The sequence below is a fragment of the Arthrobacter sp. NPDC056886 genome, from assembly GCF_042788715.1.
Lineage (GTDB): Bacteria > Actinomycetota > Actinomycetes > Actinomycetales > Micrococcaceae > Arthrobacter.
Window position 1 is genome coordinate 124,400 of sequence record NZ_JBHUBT010000013.1, and the last position, 18,623, is coordinate 143,022.

19 protein-coding genes and 1 tRNA gene are annotated in these 18,623 nt (G+C 66.9%); 11 read left to right on the plus strand and 9 right to left on the minus strand.

The features are described 5' to 3' along the window. Positions 1-15 precede the first annotated feature (15 nt). Entirely contained in the window at positions 16-885 is an 870-nt protein-coding gene (locus ACFRJ8_RS20455; RefSeq protein ID WP_377988196.1) for an Fpg/Nei family DNA glycosylase, read from the plus strand. A 145-nt stretch (positions 886-1,030) separates the two neighbouring features. Beyond that, positions 1,031-1,606 carry an adenylate kinase gene (locus ACFRJ8_RS20460; protein ID WP_377988228.1) on the plus strand — a complete coding sequence of 192 codons (576 nt, stop codon included), beginning with the start codon at positions 1,031-1,033 and terminating at the stop codon, positions 1,604-1,606. Positions 1,607-1,658: 52 nt separating this feature from the next. Here ACFRJ8_RS20460 and ACFRJ8_RS20465 read toward each other — a convergent pair. The 9 genes from ACFRJ8_RS20465 to ACFRJ8_RS20505 all read right to left on the minus strand — a co-directional run bounded on the left by ACFRJ8_RS20465 (position 1,659) and on the right by ACFRJ8_RS20505 (position 10,120). Continuing rightward, a tRNA-Pro gene (locus ACFRJ8_RS20465) sits at positions 1,659-1,735 on the minus strand. A gap of 149 nt (positions 1,736-1,884) precedes the next feature. Further along, positions 1,885-3,435 carry a ribosome biogenesis GTPase Der gene (gene der, locus ACFRJ8_RS20470; RefSeq protein ID WP_377988197.1) on the minus strand — a complete coding sequence of 517 codons (1,551 nt, stop codon included), beginning with the start codon at positions 3,433-3,435 and terminating at the stop codon, positions 1,885-1,887. After that, the gene (locus tag ACFRJ8_RS20475; RefSeq protein WP_377988229.1) at positions 3,432-4,112 is read right to left on the minus strand and encodes a lysophospholipid acyltransferase family protein; all 681 of its coding nucleotides are present in this window, start codon (positions 4,110-4,112) and stop codon (positions 3,432-3,434) included. Before ACFRJ8_RS20475 ends, der begins: the two co-directional genes overlap by 4 nt. 73 nt (positions 4,113-4,185) lie before the next feature. Then, a complete protein-coding gene (gene cmk / locus ACFRJ8_RS20480) occupies positions 4,186-4,929 on the minus strand; it encodes a (d)CMP kinase (protein ID WP_377988198.1) in 744 nt (247 codons plus the stop codon). Further along, entirely contained in the window at positions 4,929-6,053 is a 1,125-nt protein-coding gene (locus ACFRJ8_RS20485) for a prephenate dehydrogenase (protein ID WP_377988199.1), read from the minus strand. Before ACFRJ8_RS20485 ends, cmk begins: the two co-directional genes overlap by 1 nt. Positions 6,054-6,055: 2 nt before the next feature. Further along, complete coding sequence (locus tag ACFRJ8_RS20490; RefSeq protein ID WP_377988200.1) at positions 6,056-7,360, minus strand: pseudouridine synthase; 1,305 nt, start codon at positions 7,358-7,360, stop codon at positions 6,056-6,058. A 110-nt stretch (positions 7,361-7,470) separates the two neighbouring features. Next, positions 7,471-8,052, minus strand: a complete 582-nt coding sequence (locus tag ACFRJ8_RS20495; RefSeq protein WP_377988230.1) for an SMC-Scp complex subunit ScpB — start codon at positions 8,050-8,052, stop codon at positions 7,471-7,473. Between the two features lie 101 nt (positions 8,053-8,153). Continuing rightward, complete coding sequence (locus ACFRJ8_RS20500; protein ID WP_377988231.1) at positions 8,154-9,161, minus strand: segregation/condensation protein A; 1,008 nt, start codon at positions 9,159-9,161, stop codon at positions 8,154-8,156. A gap of 59 nt (positions 9,162-9,220) precedes the next feature. Further along, the gene (locus ACFRJ8_RS20505) at positions 9,221-10,120 is read right to left on the minus strand and encodes a ParA family protein (RefSeq protein WP_377988201.1); all 900 of its coding nucleotides are present in this window, start codon (positions 10,118-10,120) and stop codon (positions 9,221-9,223) included. A gap of 345 nt (positions 10,121-10,465) precedes the next feature. Between ACFRJ8_RS20505 and ACFRJ8_RS20510 the strand changes: the two genes are divergently transcribed. From ACFRJ8_RS20510 to ACFRJ8_RS20550, 9 genes are all read left to right on the plus strand, one after another. After that, entirely contained in the window at positions 10,466-10,795 is a 330-nt protein-coding gene (locus ACFRJ8_RS20510) for a hydrogenase maturation nickel metallochaperone HypA (protein WP_277526857.1), read from the plus strand. A 197-nt stretch (positions 10,796-10,992) separates the two neighbouring features. Continuing rightward, a complete protein-coding gene (hypB, locus tag ACFRJ8_RS20515) occupies positions 10,993-11,676 on the plus strand; it encodes a hydrogenase nickel incorporation protein HypB (protein WP_377988202.1) in 684 nt (227 codons plus the stop codon). A 57-nt stretch (positions 11,677-11,733) separates the two neighbouring features. Further along, complete coding sequence (locus ACFRJ8_RS20520) at positions 11,734-12,792, plus strand: hydrogenase expression protein HypE (protein WP_377988203.1); 1,059 nt, start codon at positions 11,734-11,736, stop codon at positions 12,790-12,792. A gap of 25 nt (positions 12,793-12,817) precedes the next feature. Then, positions 12,818-14,611 carry a nickel-dependent hydrogenase large subunit gene (locus tag ACFRJ8_RS20525; RefSeq protein ID WP_377988204.1) on the plus strand — a complete coding sequence of 598 codons (1,794 nt, stop codon included), beginning with the start codon at positions 12,818-12,820 and terminating at the stop codon, positions 14,609-14,611. 6 nt (positions 14,612-14,617) lie between these two features. Further along, positions 14,618-15,589 carry a NifU family protein gene (locus tag ACFRJ8_RS20530; RefSeq protein ID WP_377988205.1) on the plus strand — a complete coding sequence of 324 codons (972 nt, stop codon included), beginning with the start codon at positions 14,618-14,620 and terminating at the stop codon, positions 15,587-15,589. Then, positions 15,586-16,302 (plus strand): DUF5947 family protein, encoded by a 717-nt coding sequence (locus tag ACFRJ8_RS20535; protein ID WP_377988206.1) that lies wholly within the window; start codon positions 15,586-15,588, stop codon positions 16,300-16,302. Before ACFRJ8_RS20530 ends, ACFRJ8_RS20535 begins: the two co-directional genes overlap by 4 nt. Then, a complete protein-coding gene (locus ACFRJ8_RS20540) occupies positions 16,295-16,936 on the plus strand; it encodes a DUF6084 family protein (RefSeq protein ID WP_377988207.1) in 642 nt (213 codons plus the stop codon). The genes ACFRJ8_RS20535 and ACFRJ8_RS20540 overlap by 8 nt, the downstream gene beginning before the upstream one ends. After that, positions 16,933-18,504 (plus strand): hypothetical protein, encoded by a 1,572-nt coding sequence (locus ACFRJ8_RS20545; RefSeq protein ID WP_377988208.1) that lies wholly within the window; start codon positions 16,933-16,935, stop codon positions 18,502-18,504. Before ACFRJ8_RS20540 ends, ACFRJ8_RS20545 begins: the two co-directional genes overlap by 4 nt. Then, a complete protein-coding gene (locus ACFRJ8_RS20550) occupies positions 18,501-18,620 on the plus strand; it encodes a DUF6893 family small protein (protein WP_377988209.1) in 120 nt (39 codons plus the stop codon). Before ACFRJ8_RS20545 ends, ACFRJ8_RS20550 begins: the two co-directional genes overlap by 4 nt. The last annotated feature ends 3 nt before the right edge of the window (positions 18,621-18,623 follow it).

Sequence of the window (18,623 nt, forward strand, 5' to 3'; positions counted from 1 at the left end):
GGCCGGGGCTAGGCCATGCCTGAGCTTCCTGAAGTTGCGGCCCTGACGGACTTTTTGGACGAGCACCTGCGCGGAGCAGTGGTGACGAAAATCCAGCTGGTCTCCTTCGCCGTGCTCAAGACGGCAGACCCCCTCTACTCCGACCTTGAGGGCAGGGCCATCACCGGGGTGCGCCGGTTCGGCAAGTTCGTCAGCATGGAAACCGACGGGCTGCATTTTGTCTTCCACCTGGCGCGGGCCGGCTGGGTCCGCTTCACTGACACTCCCACCGACGCCCAGCTGAAAATGGGTAAGGGGCACATCGCTCTGCGGCTGGCATTCACCGGCGCTGCCGGCCCGGCGGGCATGGACCTGACCGAGGCGGGCACGAAAAAGAGCCTGGCGGTCTATGTCGTCCGCGATCCGCTTGACGTTCCCGGCATCGCGGCGCTCGGACCGGATCCGTTCAGTCCGGACTTCGACGTCGACGCTTTTGCCGGGATTCTCGGTTCCAGCTCCCAGCAGATCAAGGGCGTCCTGCGGAGCCAGAGCATCATCGCCGGGATTGGGAATGCCTACAGCGACGAAATCCTGCACGCCGCCAGGATCTCGCCATTCGCCCTCGCCAAGTCCCTGGACCCGACGGACGTCCAGCGCCTCTACGACGCCATCCACACCATCTTGGGAACGGCCGTGACGGAAGCCCAGGGCAAGCCGCCCAACGAACTCAAAGACACCAAGCGGAGCCATATGAGGGTCCACGGCCGGACCGGCGAAGCATGTCCGGTGTGCGGCGACACAGTCCGGGAGGTCTCCTTTGCGGACACCGCCCTGCAGTACTGCCCGACGTGCCAGACGAAGGGAAAGATCCTGGCCGACCGGCGGACGTCACGCTTCCTCAAATAGACGCTTCGTGAAACGGGCGCCTCCCCACATAGGCGCGTCTTGAAACGGGCGCCGGCGTCCGGATCCCTTGCGCTGGCGCCTCCCAGCGAACACGATACAAGTACGCCTTTCAACGGCGCCTGAGGGAGATGTCTCAACGATGCGAATGCTGATCATGGGTCCCCCGGGGTGCGGCAAGGGCACCCAGGCCGAACGCTTGTCCCGGCGCCTCGGCATCACCGTGGTGTCCACTGGGGAGGTTTTCCGCGACCATGTGAAGAACCTGACGCCGCTGGGCCAGGAAGTCATTGTGCATCTGGACGCGGGCGATCTGGTGCCCGACACCCTGACGAACCGGGTGGTGCGTGACCGCCTGGTCCAGGATGACGTCAGGGTCGGGTTCCTCTTGGACGGATATCCCCGGAACACGGCGCAGCAGGCTGAACTCGACGTCATTCTTGCCGCCGACGGGCACGGGCTGGATGTCGCAGTCCAACTAACGGTTGACGACGCGGAACTCGTCCGCCGAATGCTCCACCGCGCCACCATAACCGGACGCAGCGACGATACCGAGGACGTGATCCGGCACCGCTTGGAGCTCTACCACCACGAGACTGAGCCGGTGGCCTCAGCATACTCAGAGCGTGGGATCCTGCTCAGCGTCGACGGCACGGGAAGCGAGGATGAGATCTTCGGCAGGCTGCTTGCGGCACTCCGTGCGTCCTTCCCCGCGGAAGTCTGAGCAACAGAAAACCCCGCCATTCCCTTGTCAGGAATGGCGGGGTTTCGTCTGTTGGTCGGGCTGACAGGATTTGAACCTGCGACCCCTTGACCCCCAGTCAAGTGCGCTACCAAGCTGCGCTACAGCCCGCTGGTTCCACCGTTCTCCGCTCGGATATCGTCCCGGATTCTCTCCAGGTTTTCTTCCAAGCAGTCCGGCCGAACCACCTCCAAAAGCTTACACGATCCCGGAGGGTGCCTGTGACAATTTCATGCTGTCACAGCCATGGTGTGTCGGAATTAACGTTTCTTGCCGCGCTTTTCACGTACACGCATGTTGACCTCGATCGGCGTGCCCTCGAAACCGAAGGTCTCGCGGAGGCGCCGGGTGATGAAGCGGCGGTAGCCCGGGTCCAGGAATCCGGTGGTGAACAGCACGAACTTCGGCGGCCGGCTAGACGCCTGGGTACCGAACAGGATGCGGGGCTGCTTGCCGCCGCGGACCGGGTGCGGGTGCGCCGCCACAAGTTCGCCCAGGAACGCGTTGAGACGTCCGGTGGGGATGCGCTTGTCCCAGTTTTCCAGGGCAACGTCGAGGGCCGGGACCAGCCGGTCCTTGTGCCAGCCGGTCAAGGCCGAGATGTTCACGCGCGGGGCCCAGGCGACGTGCGCCAGGTCCTGCTCGATTTCGCGCTCCAGGTAGCGGCGGCGCTCGTCGTCCAGGAGGTCCCACTTGTTGAAGGCGAGCACCAGGGCGCGGCCGGATTCGACGGCGAGCTGCAGGATGCGGACATCCTGCTCGCTGAGGACTTCGTCCACAGCCAGGAGCACGACGGCGACCTCAGCCTTTTCGAGCGCGCTCTGCGTGCGCAGGGACGCGTAGAAGTCCGCACCCTGGGCCATGTGCTGACGGCGGCGGATGCCGGCCGTGTCCACGAAGCGCCACGTGCGTCCGCCGAGTTCGATGAATTCATCGACCGGGTCACGGGTGGTGCCGGCGGTGTTGTCCACCACCACACGCTCGGAGCCGGCCAGTTTGTTCAGCAGCGAGGACTTGCCGACGTTCGGGCGGCCGATCAGGGCCACACGGCGGGGTCCGCCGGAGCGCTCAAGGCCTTCAATCAGGGAGTACTCCGGGAGAGTATCCATGACGTGGTCCAGGAGGTCGGCCACGCCGCGGCCGTGCAGGGCCGAGACCGGGTACGGTTCGCCGAAGCCCAGGCCCCAGAGGGTTGCCGAATCGGCTTCCTGTGCGAAGTCGTCCACCTTGTTGGCCACCATGATGACCGGCTTCTTCGACTTCCGCAGCATCTTCATGACGCCTTCGTCGGTCGCGGTTGCGCCCACGGCGGAGTCAACGACGAACAGGACGGCGTCCGCGAGTTCCACGGCCATCTCGGCCTGCTCCGCCACACGGGCGTGAATGCCGCGGGCATCGTGTTCCCAGCCGCCGGTGTCCACCACTGTGAAGTTGCGGCCGTTCCAGTTCGCCGAGTACATGACGCGGTCGCGGGTGACACCGGGGGTGTCCTCGACCACTGCCTCGCGGCGGCCCAGGATCCTGTTGACCAGGGTGGACTTGCCCACGTTGGGCCGGCCGATGATGGCCAGGACCGGATCCAGTTTGACCGGACCGTCAAAGTCCTCGTCGTCGAACCGGCCGCTCAGCAGCGCTGCGTCGTCCTCGTCCAGCTCGTAGTCGTCCAGCCCGGCCCGGAGGGAGGCCGCGCGGAGCTCCGCCTCGTCATCGTCCAGGGCGGCAAGGTGTTCAGCCACCTGGTCCGTGCCGGTGGGCGTGTATTCGTCTTCGCCGGCGCCAAAATTGCCGGAGGTTTGAGTCGTATCGCTCATTGCACTTTCCTTAGGTGGTGATCTGCCGGCGTCCCGGCTACTTCTTCGTGACGTTCATGCGGGGATTCCGCGTGGGGCAGGGACTGCCCGGTTCTTAGTACTGAGTCCTGGACATGGCGCGCTAACGCGGCCCGAATTTCGGTTCCCGCCCTGTCCATTGAAACACGGCCGGTCTCACCGGGCCTGCGGCTGACGTTGATGGCCCCGCCAAAGCTGACGTGCAGCCTCCGGCGGGGTGCGGGAACCGTGTCCAGGTGTTCGCCGTCGATTCTGGTGCCCAGGATGGCTACGGGAACCACGGTGGCGCCGGAGTTGAGCGCCAGCCAGGCGACGCCGTTGCTGATCGCGGCGGCCTCACCGCTCCCCCGGGTGCCTTCCGGCAAAATCCCGACGCACCGTCCGGCGGCGAGCAGGCTCCGGGCCGTGGCCAGCGCCGCACGGCCGCCGCGGCGATCGACGGGCAGTTGGCCCGACGCCGCCAGTATGCGGCCGAGGAGCCCGGTGAACATCTCCTGTTTGACGAGGATGTGCATGGGCCGTGGCGAGGCGCCGAACATGACGGGCCCGTCGAGGAAACTGATGTGGTTGCCCGCGAAGATGACGGGGCCGGCCGCCGGGACGTTGGACCGTCCGGTGACCGAGGTGCGGTAGACGAGGTGGTCCAGGATCCAGCCCACAGGCCGGCTCCACGCCGTCGTCCAGTGGCCGGGCACGGAGGCGTGCACGCCCGCCAGCCGTCCGGTGCGCCCCTCAGTCACCGTGGATGGCCCGGCGTGGAACGGCAGTGTGGTTGACCACGGTTTCGACGATGTCGAGGGCGGCCTGAACCGTCTCGTCAAAGTCCAGCTCCGAGGAGTCCAGGGTGACGACGCCGTCGGCGGCCGTAGTGAAGTTCACAACGGTGGAGTCCTTGGCATCGCGGTGCGTGACCTGGGCTGCCAGCTGCTCGGCATTTTGGCTGCCGCCGAGCTGGATGCCGCGGCGGCGCAGCCGTGCTTCCTCGCTCGCGGTCAGGAGCATCCGCACCTCGGCATGGGGCGCGACGACGGTGGTGATGTCCCGGCCCTCGACCACCATGCGGCGGTGGTGCTTTTCGATCAGCTCACGCTGCCGGCGGATCAGTTCCGTACGCGCGCCCAGGGTAGTGGCAACGGCACTGACCGCCGCGGAAATAGCGGGTTCACGGATGGCCAACGTGACATCGTGCCCGCCGACGCGGACGTACTCTTCCTGCGGGCTCGTGCTGATGTCCAGCGGCAGGGTCTCGGCCGCGACCTCGACGGCCGAGGCGTCGTCCAGGTCCGTGCCGTTCTCCAGGCAGAACCACGTCAGGGCGCGGTACATCGCCCCGGTGTCGAGGTAGGCCAGTTTGAGCCGGCGGGCCACCTCTTTGCTGACGCTGGATTTGCCGGATCCGGAGGGGCCGTCGATGGCGACCACTAGGCTTTTTCCGGGCCGGAGCACGTCCACGGTTTCGATAAGTTCCTGGGTCATTACTGGAGTACCTGCCATCCGCGGTCGTTGAGGGCTTCGATCAAAAGGTCGTGTTTGTTGGGCAGGACGGAAATTTCCACCATGCCCACATTCTGTCCCGAGGAGTGGTCCAGGCGGAGGTCCTCGACGTTGACGCCGATCTCGCCGATCTCGGTCAGCAGCTTCGCGATCTGTCCGGGCGTGTCGTCCACCAGGACCGTCAGCCAGGCGTAGGCCTGCGGGGGTCCACCGTGCTTGCCCGGGATCCGGGACTGGCCGGCGTTGCCTTCGCTGAAGAGCTGGGCAAGGTCCAGCCGGGCCCCGGGAGCCGTGGGGGCCTCCAGGGTGCCGATCAGCCGGTTGAGGTCCTCGCGGACTCCGTGCAGGATCTCCACCACCTTGTCCGCGTTCGCGCCCAGGATCTGGACCCAGAGCGTGGGATCGCTGGCGGCGATCCGGGTGACGTCCCGCAGCCCGTTTCCCGCCAGGGACAGGGCATGCAGGGGGGTGCCCTGCAGGCGGCTGGCCACGAGCGAGGACATCACCTGCGGCAGGTGTGAGACGAGCGCGACGGCTTCGTCGTGTTCGGCAGCGGCGAATTCGGATACGACGGCGCCGAGGTCGCCGGCCAGCGCACGCGCCACCTGCAGTGACTCCGGCAGAGTCTCTTCCGCCGGGCACACGACCCACGGCATGGACGTGAACAGCTCGCCGCGGGCAGCGACGGGACCGGATTTCTCCCGGCCGGCCATGGGGTGAGTCCCCACGTAGCGGCCCAAGTCAGCGCCGCGGCTGCGGAGATCGGCCAGGATGCCCGCCTTCACACTCGCAATGTCCACCACGACGGCGTGCGGGTAGTCCCGGAGCGCGTTGGCAACGACGTCCGCCGTGACATCCGGCGGCGCCGCCACTACGACGAGCTCCGGCTGGTCGTCGTCAGGCTGTGTCGTGTTCAGGCACGCCAAGGGCAGGCCGGCGCCGATGTCTACGGCGACGGCCTGGTTGGTCGGCGAGGGATCCGAGAGGAACACAACCACACCGCGCCCCCGCAGCCCCAGCCCGATGCTGGTGCCCAGAAGCCCGGAGCCCAAGACGACCACCGGGCCGTTCAGGTGGCCGCGGCCGTGCGTGCGGAAGGCGGACACGCTTACAGCCCCACGGATGCCAGCAGGTGGCCGACTTCCTGCTTGCCGAGGTTGCGGATGCTGCCCTGGCGCTGGTCGCCCAGCCCGATGGGGCCAACCTTGACGCGGACCAGGCGCAGTACGGGGAACCCGACGGCGTCGAACATGCGCCGGACGATCCGGTTCTTGCCCGAGTGCAGCACGACCTCAATCAGCACGTGGCCGGGGGTCGAGTCGACAAGCTTGAAGGAATCCACCGAGGCGATTCCGTCCTCGAGCTCGACGCCGGCCTTGAGTTCGGCGCCGATCCCCTGCGGGAACGGCCCGCGGACCTGCACGAGGTAGGTCTTGGGCACTTCATAGGAGGGGTGCGTCAGGCGGTTGGCGAGTTCGCCGTCGTTCGTCAGGAGCAGCAGCCCCTCCGTGGCGACGTCGAGCCGGCCCACGTGGAACAGGCGTTCGCCGTGGTGGTTGCGGACGAAGTCGCTGATGCACGGGCGGCCGTCCGGGTCCTCCATGGTGGAGACAACGCCCTTGGGCTTGTTGAAGACCATGTAGACCATGTTCTCGTCCAGCTGGATGCGCAGACCATCGACGTGGATTACTGCCGACTTCGGGTCGACGCGCACGCCGAGCTCGGTGACAACCTGGCCGTCGACCTCGACGCGGCCCTCGGCGATCATTTCCTCGCAGACCCGCCGTGAGGCGACCCCGGCGGAGGCCATGACCTTCTGGAGGCGGGTGCCGTCGGCGTCGTGCAGCTCAGACTGCGGTACCGCGGCGCGTGGGCCGCGCTTGCGGGCCGGCTTGCGGACCGGGCCGAGGCTCTGGCCGAAGCGTTCGCCGCCGAAGGCGCGGGAACCGGTGGCCTTGGCCGCTCCGGCGCCGATGCGCGGCTTGGGCTTGAGGGCACCGGGGGTGCCGGGGGCCTTGCCGAAGCCGGGCTTGCGGGCGGCCGCCTTGCGGGCTGCCTCCTTGCCGGAGGGCGCCTTGGACTTCCAGTCAGCGGAAGCCGGGCGGGCAGCCGACGGCGCGCCGTCGGGACCCTGCAGGTCCGGATCGATGAAGGCCTCTTCGCGAGGCTTGGGGTGCTTGAAGGGGCGGTCTCCGCCGCCCTTGAATCCGGCTCCGCCGGTGCGGCTTCCGCCGCCCTTGTAGCCGGCTCCGCCGCTGCGGCCCGAACCGCCTTGTGCGCCGCGGCCTGAGCCCTGCGCTGAATTTTGTCCGGCACTGTTTTGTCCGGCACTGTTTTGTCCGGCACCGTTTTGCCCGGCACTGTTACGTCCCGAACTGTTACGTGGTGAACCCTGGCGTCCCGCCTGTGTCATGACCCGTCCTTCGTTTGTTGGCCGACGGCCGCTGTCTCCCGACAACACCCGCCGACGGGGCAAAATGATTCTGCCCTGGTGGATACTCGTGCGCAGGCAGTTGTTCCTGCCTACATTCTTCCAGCGTCGTAAAACTCTTCGATGCCTTCAAGCCCCGGAAGATGGGGTGAAAGCTGCGGCAATTCCGCCACCGAGCCGATTCCCATTCGCTCCAGGAAATACGACGTCGTGCGGTACAGGATTGCTCCGGATTCGGGATCTGTTCCCGAGTCCTCGATCAGCCCCCGCTGCGTCAGCGTCCGCACGACAGAGTCAACATTGACTCCTCGAATTGCAGACACCCGCGCCCTTGATACGGGCTGGCGGTAAGCGATGACGGCGAGCGTTTCGAGCGCCGCCTGCGTCAGCCTGGCTGTCTGTCCTTCCAGCACGAATCCGCCGACGATCTCGGCGAAATCAGCGCGGGAATAGATCCGCCAGCCTCCGGCGATATTCCGCAATTCAAAACCCCGGGCGATGGCGCTGAAGCCGCCATTTCTGCTGCTATGGCTGGCATCGTCCACATCCGGGGCATTAACAGTATAACCGTTATACTCCCGCTGCAGTTCCTCCAGCAGACCCTCGACGACGTCGACCGTCAGGTCCAGTCCGGCGGCGAGGGCCGTGGCTGTGGCCGGTTCGTCGATCACCATCAGGACGGCTTCGAGTGCCGCGCGGGCCCCGCCGGGCAGGTTCGCGACGTCCGGCCGCGTGTCCGGCCCAGCGTCCGGCTCGGTGTCCGGCAATCGTTCGTTCACGGCTTGTCCTCGTATTCTTCACTCAGGTTTTCGCTGCTCCACCCGTGGGAATCGGCCGTCCAGTGCACCGTCAGGTCGCCCAGCGGCAGCAACTGGTCAAAGCCCACCACACGGTCGCGGAACAGCTCCAGCAGGGCAAGGAACCGCGCCACCACCACCAGCGTGGATTCGGCGTCGGCGATCAGCGCCCGGAACGTCAGCGGCGTCCCCAGCCGCAGCCGGTTCCCCAGCAGCTCCGCCTGTTCCTTGACGCTCACGGGCGTGCCGTGAAGGTGCGCGAGGCCAACTTCCGTGGGGGCCGCCTCCTTCGGCTTGAGGGCCGCCTCGGCCAGGGACGCGAACTGCTCCGGGGTGTGGCGCCACAGGAGCTCCGGAAGCAGGGCAGCGAAGTGTCCCTCCAGGGCAACCTGCCGGGGATACCGCCGGGCTTCAAGCTCAAGCGTGGAGCCGATCATGCCGGCCACGTGCTTGAACGCCTTGTACTGCAGCAACCGGGCGAACAGGAGGTCACGGGCTTCCAGCAGCGCGATGTCCTCATCGTCCTCAACCTCGCCTGCGGGCAGCAGCCGGGCCGCTTTGAGGTCCAGGAGCGTGGCCGCAATCACCAGGAATTCGCTGGCTTCATCCAGCGCCCATTCCTCCCCCAGCTGCTGCAGGCCCCGGATGTACTTGATGAATTCGTCCGTGACTGTGGACAGCGCCACCTCGGTGATGTCCAGCTGGTGCTTGGAGATCAGGCCGAGCAGGAGGTCGAACGGGCCAGTGAAGTTGGCCAGCCGCACTTCGAATCCGGGCTTCTTCCCTGACTGCACTGGGAGGTCAGGTGCGGGGAGGTCAGGTGCAGGGACGTCAGGTGCGGGGAGGTCAGGTGCAGGGACGTCAGGTGCGGGGAGGTCAGGTGCAGGGACGTCAGGTGCGGGGAGGTCAGATTCTGCGGTGACGGCCGGCCCTGCCGGGACAGCCAGGCCCGCGGACTGCGCGCGTGTGTCGAACTCCACCGACATGTCGAGCACGGGCATGTGGAGATCCGCTGGCGGAAAGGAGGCGCCTGCCACGATCCTGGCTAGGGCGCGCCGCCGCGCGAGATCAGCTCTTTGGCCAGGCGGCGGTAGGCGTCGGCACCGACGTGGTTGCCCGCGTAGGTGGTGATGGGCTCGGCGGCAACCGTGGCGTCGGCAAACTTGATGGAGCGCTTGATGACGGTTTCGAAGACCTTGTCGCCGAAGGCCTCCACCAGCCGGGCGATCACTTCGCGCCCGTGCAGCGTCCTGGCGTCGTACATCGTGGCGAGCACGCCGTCGACCTGCAGACGCGGGTTGAGGCGGTCCTGGACCTTGTCGATGGTTTCCACGAGCAGCGCCACGGCGCGCAGGGCGAAGAATTCACAGATCAGCGGGATGATGACGCCGTGGGCTGCCGTCAGCGCGTTGACGGTGAGGAGCCCGAGTGAGGGCTGGCAGTCGATCAGGACGATGTCGTAGTCGTCCTCGACCTTTTTCAGCGCCCGGTCCAGGACCTGCTCGCGGGCCACTTCGTTGACCAGCTGCACCTCGGCGGCGGAGAGGTCGATGTTGGCAGGGAGCAGATCCACGTTATCCACGCCGGTCTTCTGGATGGCGTCGCGGATGTCCACCTTGCGGTCCATCAGCACGTTATACACAGTGAGATCGAGCTCGTGCGGGTTGGTGCCCAGGCCGGCGGACAGGGCGCCCTGCGGATCGAAGTCGACCAGGAGCACGCGGCGGCCGTATTCGGCCAGAGCCGCTGCGAGGTTGATCGTGGACGTGGTCTTTCCCACCCCGCCCTTCTGGTTCACCATGGCGATGACCCGCGCAGGACCGTGGGAAGACAGCGGTGCGGGCTCCGGAAAGTCGCGATGGGGCCGCCCGGTGGGACCCATGACGGCGTCTTCCAGGTCGAGTTCGGTGCCTTCCAGAGTTGCTGAACCCTGCTCGCTGCTCACGTATCTATCCACACTTTCGATGACGGTGATTGTCGTGCTTCATATTGCCGCCTCCGGGCTCCCAGAGCCCAGCGCGTTCCTCCCAAGGTTACAGCGCCCGACACGGTATTCGCCGGACCTTGACACCGGGGCGTGCGCTGTGCCTTGACGTTCTGGTTGAAGTCGAAGGTTGCACCCCGGCCGGGCACGGTGGGCCGAGCACGCCGGCAGCCATGTCGGGAGCGGCTACGGGAGGCGGGGAGGCGCGGCGCCCCCGCGGCTTTGACCGTGCCCCGGGCGTAAGGGGGGCGTATTGAAGTTTGTACCCTGCGGGCCTACATTGAAACGACGAGGTGGCAACGGCTCATGCACGAACTTGCGATTACCCAAGGTCTTGTGGAGGCGGTCCTGAACCGGACCGGCGACCGCCCCGTCACGGGCGTTAACCTGCGGATTGGCCCCTTGAGCGGCGTCCTGCCGGATGCCGTGCGCTTTTGCTTCGAAGTCGTTTCAGCTGACACGCCGCTGGCCGGCGCAGCCCTCACGATCGATGAGTCCGAGGGCCGGGCCAGGTGCCGAAGCTGCCGCGACGAATTCGTCCTTGAGGACATGTTTCTGCTCTGTCCGTGCGGCAGTGCCGATGTCGAAATCGTCAGTGGCCGGGAACTCGTGGTCACCTCGGTGGAGGTTGCGTAGACATGTGTGCGACGTGCGGATGCGGCGACGACGCCGGGACCAGGGTTTCCGACGTCGAGGGAACGTTACACCCGCTTGCAGCCCCGCACGAGCATCCGCATCCCCACGATCACGGCCACGAACATCCGCACGATCACGGCCACGGGCCTGACGGGCATGGGCACAGCCACGCGCCGGACGGACGGACCATCATTTCCTTGGAGGAGAATCTACTCGCCAAGAATGACCTCCTGGCCGCACGCAACCGGGGATGGCTGGAAGGACGCGGCATTCGGGCCTTCAATGTCATGAGTTCCCCCGGCGCCGGCAAGACCACGCTCCTGGTGCGGACCATCCGGGAACTGGCCGGGGAACTGGACATCGGTGTGATTGAAGGGGACCAGGAGACGTCCCTGGACGCCGACCGGATCCGGTCCACGGGTCGGCCGGTGATCCAAATCAACACCGGAGCAGGCTGCCACCTGGATGCCGGGATGCTGCAGCGGGCCCTGGACGCGCTGGACCCGGTACCCGGCTCCACAGTCTTCATCGAAAACGTGGGCAACCTGGTGTGCCCGGCATTGTTCGACCTCGGTGAATCGGCCAGGGTCGTCGTGATCTCAGTTACGGAGGGCGATGACAAACCGCAGAAATACCCCCACATGTTCCTGGCTGCCGACCTGGTGATTATCAACAAGGCAGACCTGCTCCCCTATGTGGAGTTCGACGTCGAGCGCTGTGTGCGCCAGGCGCGCCGGCTGAATCCCGGCGTCGACGTCCTGACCCTGTCAGCTACCACCGGCGACGGTATGGACGGCTGGCTGGAGTGGATCCGGAAGAATCCCCACCTGGCGGCGGCCGTCGCCGGGGGCGCGCCGCGCTCCGGTGGACTACGCGTTTGACCTGCTGACGCAACATTCGAGCCGCAGCCGCAGGGCGGGGCTCCGAAGGAGGCAACGATGCCTACAGCTACTGCAATGAAAGCGGAAGAAACTTTGATCCACGTGTTGTGGATCAACGCCGGACTCAGCTGCGACGGTGACTCCGTGGCCCTGACGGCGGCAACCCAGCCAAGCGTCGAGGAGATAGCCCTCGGGGCACTTCCCGGACTTCCCAAAATCGCCATGCACTGGCCGCTGATCGACTTCGAATGCGGCCCGCAGCAGGGAGCCGACGACTTCCTCGAGTGGTTCCGCAAGGCGGACCGCGGCGAGCTGGAACCGTTCGTGCTGGTGGTGGAGGGGTCCATCCCGAATGAGAACCTGCACGCCGCGGGCGGCTACTGGGCGGCCTTCGGCAACAACCTCGATACGGGACAGCCGATCACCACCAGTGAGTGGCTGGACCGGCTGGCACCCAAGGCGACGGCCATCATCGCGGCGGGAACCTGCGCGACGTACGGCGGCATCCATGCCATGGCCGGGAACCCCACCGGGGCCATGGGCGTGCCCGACTATCTCGGGTATGACTGGAAGTCCAAGGCCGGAATCCCGATCGTGTGCGTCCCGGGCTGCCCCATCCAGCCCGACAACCTGTCAGAGACCATGACGTATCTGCTGTACCAGGCCACCGGGCAGGCACCCATGATTCCCCTTGACGAGGCGCTCCGGCCAACGTGGCTGTTCGGCCAGACGGTGCACGAGGGATGCGACCGCGCGGGGTATTACGAACAGGGCGACTTTGCCACCGAATACGGGTCCCCGAAGTGCATCGTCAAACTCGGCTGCTGGGGACCTGTGGTCAAGTGCAACGTGCCCAAGCGTGGCTGGATGAACGGAATCGGCGGCTGCCCGAACGTGGGCGGCATCTGCATCGGCTGCACGATGCCGGGATTCCCGGACAAGTTCATGCCGTTCATGGACGAACCTCCTGGCGGCAAACTGTCTACCGCGTCGGTCATGCCCTACGGCAAGACCATCAGGACACTGCGGAACATCACGAAGCACACGCTGGACCAGGAACCACGCTGGCGCAAACCCGGTAATGATCTGCTGACCGGCGCCAAGCGGACCTGGTAGGGCTGCTAAGCAGAGAGGCAATGCAATGACTTCGACGATTCCGATGCCCCCGGCGGACGGTTCCGCGGGCGAGAACCTGGTGGAGATGGCCTGGGACCCGATCACAAGGATCGTCGGCAGCCTCGGCATCTATACCAAGGTCGACTTCAAGAACAATCAAGTGGTGGAATGCCACAGCACGTCATCGATCTTCCGCGGCTATTCCATCTTCATGCGCGGCAAGGACCCCCGGGACGCCCACTTCATCACAAGCCGGATATGCGGAATCTGCGGCGACAACCACGCCACCTGCTCCTGTTACGCGCAGAACATGGCCTACGGGGTGAAGCCGCCGCACCTCGGCGAATGGATCGTGAACCTGGGCGAGGCCGCCGAGTACATGTTCGACCACAACATCTTCCAGGAGAATCTGGTCGGCGTTGACTACTGCGAGAAGATGGTCTCCGAAACCAACCCGTCGGTGCTCGCCAAAGCCGAGAACACCCCGGCCCCGCACGCGGGCGACCACGGCTACCGCACCATCGCTGACATCATGCGCTCGTTGAACCCGTTCACCGGAGAGTTCTACCGCGAGGCGCTGCAGGTCAGCCGGATGACCCGGGAAATGTTCTGCCTGATGGAGGGCCGGCATGTCCATCCCTCCACGCTTTACCCGGGCGGTGTGGGCACCGTGGCCACCATCCAGCTGATGACGGACTACCTCACCCGGCTCATGCGGTACGTGGAGTTCATGAAGAAGGTCGTGCCGATGCACGATGACCTCTTCGATTTCTTCTACGAGGCCCTGCCCGGATACGAGCAGGTGGGGCTGCGGCGCACCCTGCTGGGCTGCTGGGGCTCCTTCCAGGATCCGGAGTTCTGCAATTTCGCCTACAAGGACATGACCGAGTGGGGCCGGAAGATGTTCGTCACCCCAGGCGTCGTGGTGGACGGAAAACTCGTGACCACGGACCTGGTGCGGATCAACCTGGGGATCCGGATCATGCTGGGCTCGTCGTACTACGAGGACTGGGGCGACCAGGAAATGTTCGTCACCCGGGATCCGCTGGGCAACCCGGTGGACCGCCGGCACCCCTGGAACCAGCACACCAACCCTCGGCCGCAGAAACGCGACCTGGAGGACAAGTACAGCTGGGTCATGTCACCGCGGTGGTCTGACGGCCAAAACAACCTGGCGCTCGATACCGGCGGCGGCCCGCTGGCCCGGCTCTGGTCGACCGCCCTCGCGGGACTGGTCGACACCGGCTACCTGAAGTCAACCGGCAGCAGCGTCCAGATCGAGCTGCCCAAGACCGCGCTGAAGGGCCCGGTGACCCTGGAATGGAAGATCCCGCAGTGGAGCAACACACTGGAGCGCAACCGTGCGCGGACCTATTTCCAGGCCTACGCGGCCGCCGCGGCACTGCACTTCGCCGAAAAGGCCCTCGAGGAGATCCGGGCTGGCCGCACCAAGACCTGGGAGTCCTTTGAGGTGCCGGACGAAGCCATCAGCTGCGGCTTCACGGAAGCCGTCCGCGGCGTGCTCTCACACCACATGGTGATCCGCGACGGCAAGATCGCCAACTACCACCCCTACCCGCCGACGCCGTGGAACGCCAGTCCGCGCGACTCCGAGGGAACACCGGGACCCTATGAGGACGCGGTGCAAGGCCAGCCCATCTTCGAGGAGAACGACCGCGATCATTTCAAGGGCATCGACATCATGCGCACCGTCCGGAGCTTCGACCCCTGCCTGCCGTGCGGCGTCCACATGTACCTAGGGGAAGGGCAGACGCTGGACCTGCTGCACTCCCCCACGCAGTCGCTCACCGGTGAGTAGCCCGCCATGGACCGGGAGAATCTGTTGGGCTCGGCAGGTGAACGGATCAGTTCCCTCCTCGATGCGCTAGGTTCCGGCGGTCCTGTGGCCCGGGACCGGGCAGAGGAACTGGTCCGGCACGTAACGGAGCTGTACGGTGCGGGGCTGGAACGAATCCTGCAGGTGCTGGATTCGCAGGGTGTACTCGGGCCGGGAACGGTGTCCGCCCTCACGTCCGACCCGTTGGTGTCAGGCCTGCTGCTGATCCACGGGTTGCACCCCGTGGACCTGCCCGGGAGGGTCACGGGAGCCCTCGACTCCGTCCGGCCCTACCTCGGCTCGCACGGCGGGGACGTGGAACTGCTCGGCATCAGCGAAGAAGGCGTGGTCCGGCTGAGGCTGCTGGGCAGCTGCCAGGGCTGCCCGTCGTCGTCGGTCACCCTCAAACTCGCCGTCGAGGACGCAATTGAAACCGCGGCGCCCGAGGTGACCGGCATCGAGGTGGAGGAGGCGGCCCCCGCTGCCGTTCCTGCCCTGATCCCGGTCGGCGCCTTGCGCTCGAGGCTGGAGGGGCTGGGCGGCCCGTCCGACGGCGGCGCACCCGGCGCGCCGGACTGGACGGCCCATGGAGCCGCCACACCGGCGTCCGGCACGTGGCAGGCGGTCCCTGCCCTCGCTGAGCTGGAGTCGGGAGGCGTCGCGGGCTTCCTGGTGGCGGGCGTCGAGGTGCTCACGTGCAGGATCGGCCCGGACGTCTACGCCTTTGTGGACCGCTGCCCTCGTTGCACCCACTCCATGCCCGGCGCCTCGCTGCAGCGGGCGCTGGCCGCCCCGGTAGGCGGCGGCCTCTTGCGCTGCCCGCACTGCCGCAGCCACTTCGACGTCCGGAAGGCCGGGGCCTGCCTCGAGGACAAGGCGCTGCACCTTGATCCCCTTCCACTGCTGCTCCGCGACGGTGTTCCCTCCGTGGCCGTCCCCACCACGGCGGAGCCGCTGTGACCAGCGGGTCCGGCCCCGGCAGTGCCGGGATCAGCGGCGCCGGGGTCAGCAGCGCGTCGGCGCTCTCCATGCTGCGCAGGATAGCCTCCACCCGCCCCGCCCAGCCTGTCGGCGAGCGCTGCGAGATGTGCGCTGAGCCCATCGCTGAGGCCCACCAGCACGTGGTGGACCTGGAGAGCCGATCCCTGCTGTGCGCGTGCAGGCCCTGCTATCTGCTGTTCACGGACTCGTCGGCCCATCTGCGCTACCGTTCCGTCCCTGACCGCTACTTTTCCTTCGAGCCCTTCGAACTCGGCCCAGCCCAATGGGACGAGCTGGAAATCCCGGTGGGACTGGCATTCTTCTTCTTCAACTCCACACTCGGCCGGACCGCTGCCTTCTATCCGAGCCCGGCGGGCGCCACGGAGTCGGAACTTCCCCTGGACGCCTGGGCATCGGTCCAGGCCGCCAACCCGGCCATCACCGTGCTCGCCCCCGATACGGAGGCCCTGCTGATCCGCTCCCCCGGCCCCGACCGGGAGCGGGCGGACTGCCATCTGGTCCCCATCGATGCCTGCTACGAGCTGGTGGGCCGCCTGCGTCGGGTGTGGAAGGGCTTTGACGGCGGCCAGGAGTCCCGCCAGGAACTCGCCGACTTCTTCGAGCGGATCAGCAGCCGCAGCCGGCCCGCCCCTGTTCCTGCCAAGGCAGACCCGGAGGGACGGCATGGTTGACCTCGAATTCAGCGTGCTGGACATCGCCCCGGAGCCCTACGCGGCCGCGCCCCAGCTGACCGCGCGCCTGCGGATCCAGGAGCGAAGCGGCGCCGCCATCCACGCCATGGCCCTGCGTTGCCAGGTGCGGATCCTGGCCCAGCGCCGCCGTTACGACGCCGATGAGGAAGCCGGGCTGCTGGAACTCTTCGGCAACCGCGGACGGTGGCCCACCACCCTCAAGCCCTTCATGTGGATGCACAGCGGCGTCCTGGTCCAGGGATTTGCGGACAGCGTTGACGTTGATCTCCCGCTCCCCTGCACCTTCGATTTCGAGGTCTCCGCAGCGAAGTACCTGAACTCCCTGCGGGACGGGACCGTTCCGCTGGAGTTCCTCTTCTCCGGGACAGTCTTCACCCGGGGCGCGGCGGGCTTCGGCGTCGAGCAGATCCCTTGGGACCGGGAAGCGCGGTACGCCCTGCCCGTGGCGGCCTGGCGCGCGCTGATGGACGCGTACTTCCCGAACCAGGGATGGATCCGTCTGGACCGCGACGTCCTGGCGGCCCTGGCCAAATACAAGGCGGTCCACGGCCTCACATCCTGGGAGGCCGCCATCGAAGGTCTGCTGGCCGGGGCGGGTGACCCGGTACCGTGAACGCCGGCCTCAGCCTGGCACGCGCCGTCGCCGACGCCGTCCTCTACGAGGGCTACCTCCTGTACCCGTACCGCGCCTCGTCCGCCAAGAACCAGGTGCGCTGGCAGTTTGGGGTGCTCGGGCCACCGGGCGCGGCAGCCGCGGGCGCCGGTGAAGAGCCGGACATGGCAGCGGACTGCCTCCTCGAGCCGGGACCCGCAGCCCGGGTGGACGTCCATCTGCGCTTCCTCCACCTGCAGACACGGTCCGCCGAGCACGCGGATGACGGCGGCTTCACGCCCATCGAAGAACTGGTCGTCGGCGCGTCCCGGTGGCTCAGCTGGGATGAGGCAACGGATACGGAGATCACGCTCGGGCCGTACAGCCTGGGCCAGCTTGCCGCGGGCGTGCGCGCGCCGGTCAACGTCCCGGCGACCGAGGCCATCGAGCCCGTGCTGGATGCCGACGGCGGCACAGCCGGCAGGCTGGTGCGGCGGCGTCGGCAGCTCCGCGGCGAGCTGCGCCTGGTGGCAACGCAAGTGCCGACGCAGATGGCGGCGCAGGTGCCGGCCGCTGCCGGCGGCGCGGACATGGCGGCCCACGGTCCCCTGTGGCGGCTCAAGGTCACGGTCGAAAACACGGCGGCAGCCACCGCGGACAAGCGTTCCGCGATCGAACACTCGTTCATCGGGGCCCATGTCCTGCTCGCGGTCCACGATGCCGACTTCCTGTCGGTGATCGATCCGCCGGAGTGGGCGGCAGCGGCGGCGGCTTCATGTCGCCAGCATCGGTGCTGGCCCGTGCTCGCCGGTCCCGAGGGGCAGCGCGACGTCCTGTTGCTGTCCCCGATCATCCTTTATGACCATCCCGCGGTGGCGCCGGAGAGCAGCGTGGAGCTGTTCGATGCGACGGAGATCGATGAAATCCTCACCCTTCGGGTGCTCACGCTGACAGATGAGGAAAAGGCGGAGGCCCGGTCAACCGATGCCCGGGCGGCGGCGATCATCGAACGCTGCGAGAACATGACAGCCGAGGAGCTGCAGCAGTTGCACGGCATCCTGCGGAACCCGCACGCCGGGTCGCCCGGTGGACCCGGAACGTCCGGGTACGGAGACTTCCCCGGCTTTGCGGTCCCGGAGTATTCAGATGCGGAATTTTCCGTCCCCGAATTCTCCATTCCGGGCGACGGCGCTGATGATGAGACCACCGACGAGACCACTGACGAGACTGGCGACGAGACTACCGGCGCCGACACGCCGTGGTGGGATCCGGCCCGGGACGCCGCCGTCGATCCGGAATCGGACACCGTCTTCATCGACGGCGTCCCGGTCTCTCGCGGCAGCCGGGTGCGGGTTGTTCCGCTGCGCCGCGCCGATGCCCAGGACCTCTTCTTCGCCGGGAAATCGGGGCGCGTCACAGGAGTCCACTTCGACGTCGACGGCGGAACACACGTCGCGGTGGTCCTCGAGGCCGACCCGGCGGCCGAACTGCAGGAATGGTACGGCCGATACCTGTATTTCGCCCCCGAGGAGCTCGTGCCGCTCGCCGCGGCGGCGCCCCTGGATAACGGAAAGGAACCATCATCATGAAAGGTCTGGGCATCATGACCGTCGTGCTCCTGCTGGCCGCGGGCCTGGCAGCAGCCGTCGTCGGACTCCGTTCGATTCCTGACATCAAGCGCTACGTGCGAATTTCCAGGATGTGAGGC

Excerpts from the sequence above, each read along its gene's own strand:
- ACFRJ8_RS20455 (WP_377988196.1), top strand. The coding sequence starts at position 16 with ATGCCTGAGCTTCCTGAAGTTGCGGCCCTGACGGACTTTTTGGACGAG.
- ACFRJ8_RS20460 (WP_377988228.1), top strand. The coding sequence starts at position 1,031 with ATGCTGATCATGGGTCCCCCGGGGTGCGGCAAGGGCACCCAGGCCGAA.
- der (WP_377988197.1), bottom strand. The coding sequence starts at position 3,435 with ATGAGCGATACGACTCAAACCTCCGGCAATTTTGGCGCCGGCGAAGAC.
- cmk (WP_377988198.1), bottom strand. The coding sequence starts at position 4,929 with ATGACCCAGGAACTTATCGAAACCGTGGACGTGCTCCGGCCCGGAAAA.
- ACFRJ8_RS20490 (WP_377988200.1), bottom strand. The coding sequence starts at position 7,360 with ATGACACAGGCGGGACGCCAGGGTTCACCACGTAACAGTTCGGGACGT.
- ACFRJ8_RS20495 (WP_377988230.1), bottom strand. The coding sequence starts at position 8,052 with ATGGTGATCGACGAACCGGCCACAGCCACGGCCCTCGCCGCCGGACTG.
- ACFRJ8_RS20500 (WP_377988231.1), bottom strand. The coding sequence starts at position 9,161 with ATGTCGGTGGAGTTCGACACACGCGCGCAGTCCGCGGGCCTGGCTGTC.
- ACFRJ8_RS20510 (WP_277526857.1), top strand. The coding sequence starts at position 10,466 with ATGCACGAACTTGCGATTACCCAAGGTCTTGTGGAGGCGGTCCTGAAC.
- ACFRJ8_RS20520 (WP_377988203.1), top strand. The coding sequence starts at position 11,734 with ATGCCTACAGCTACTGCAATGAAAGCGGAAGAAACTTTGATCCACGTG.
- ACFRJ8_RS20525 (WP_377988204.1), top strand. The coding sequence starts at position 12,818 with ATGACTTCGACGATTCCGATGCCCCCGGCGGACGGTTCCGCGGGCGAG.
- ACFRJ8_RS20530 (WP_377988205.1), top strand. The coding sequence starts at position 14,618 with ATGGACCGGGAGAATCTGTTGGGCTCGGCAGGTGAACGGATCAGTTCC.
- ACFRJ8_RS20540 (WP_377988207.1), top strand. The coding sequence starts at position 16,295 with ATGGTTGACCTCGAATTCAGCGTGCTGGACATCGCCCCGGAGCCCTAC.
- ACFRJ8_RS20550 (WP_377988209.1), top strand. The coding sequence starts at position 18,501 with ATGAAAGGTCTGGGCATCATGACCGTCGTGCTCCTGCTGGCCGCGGGC.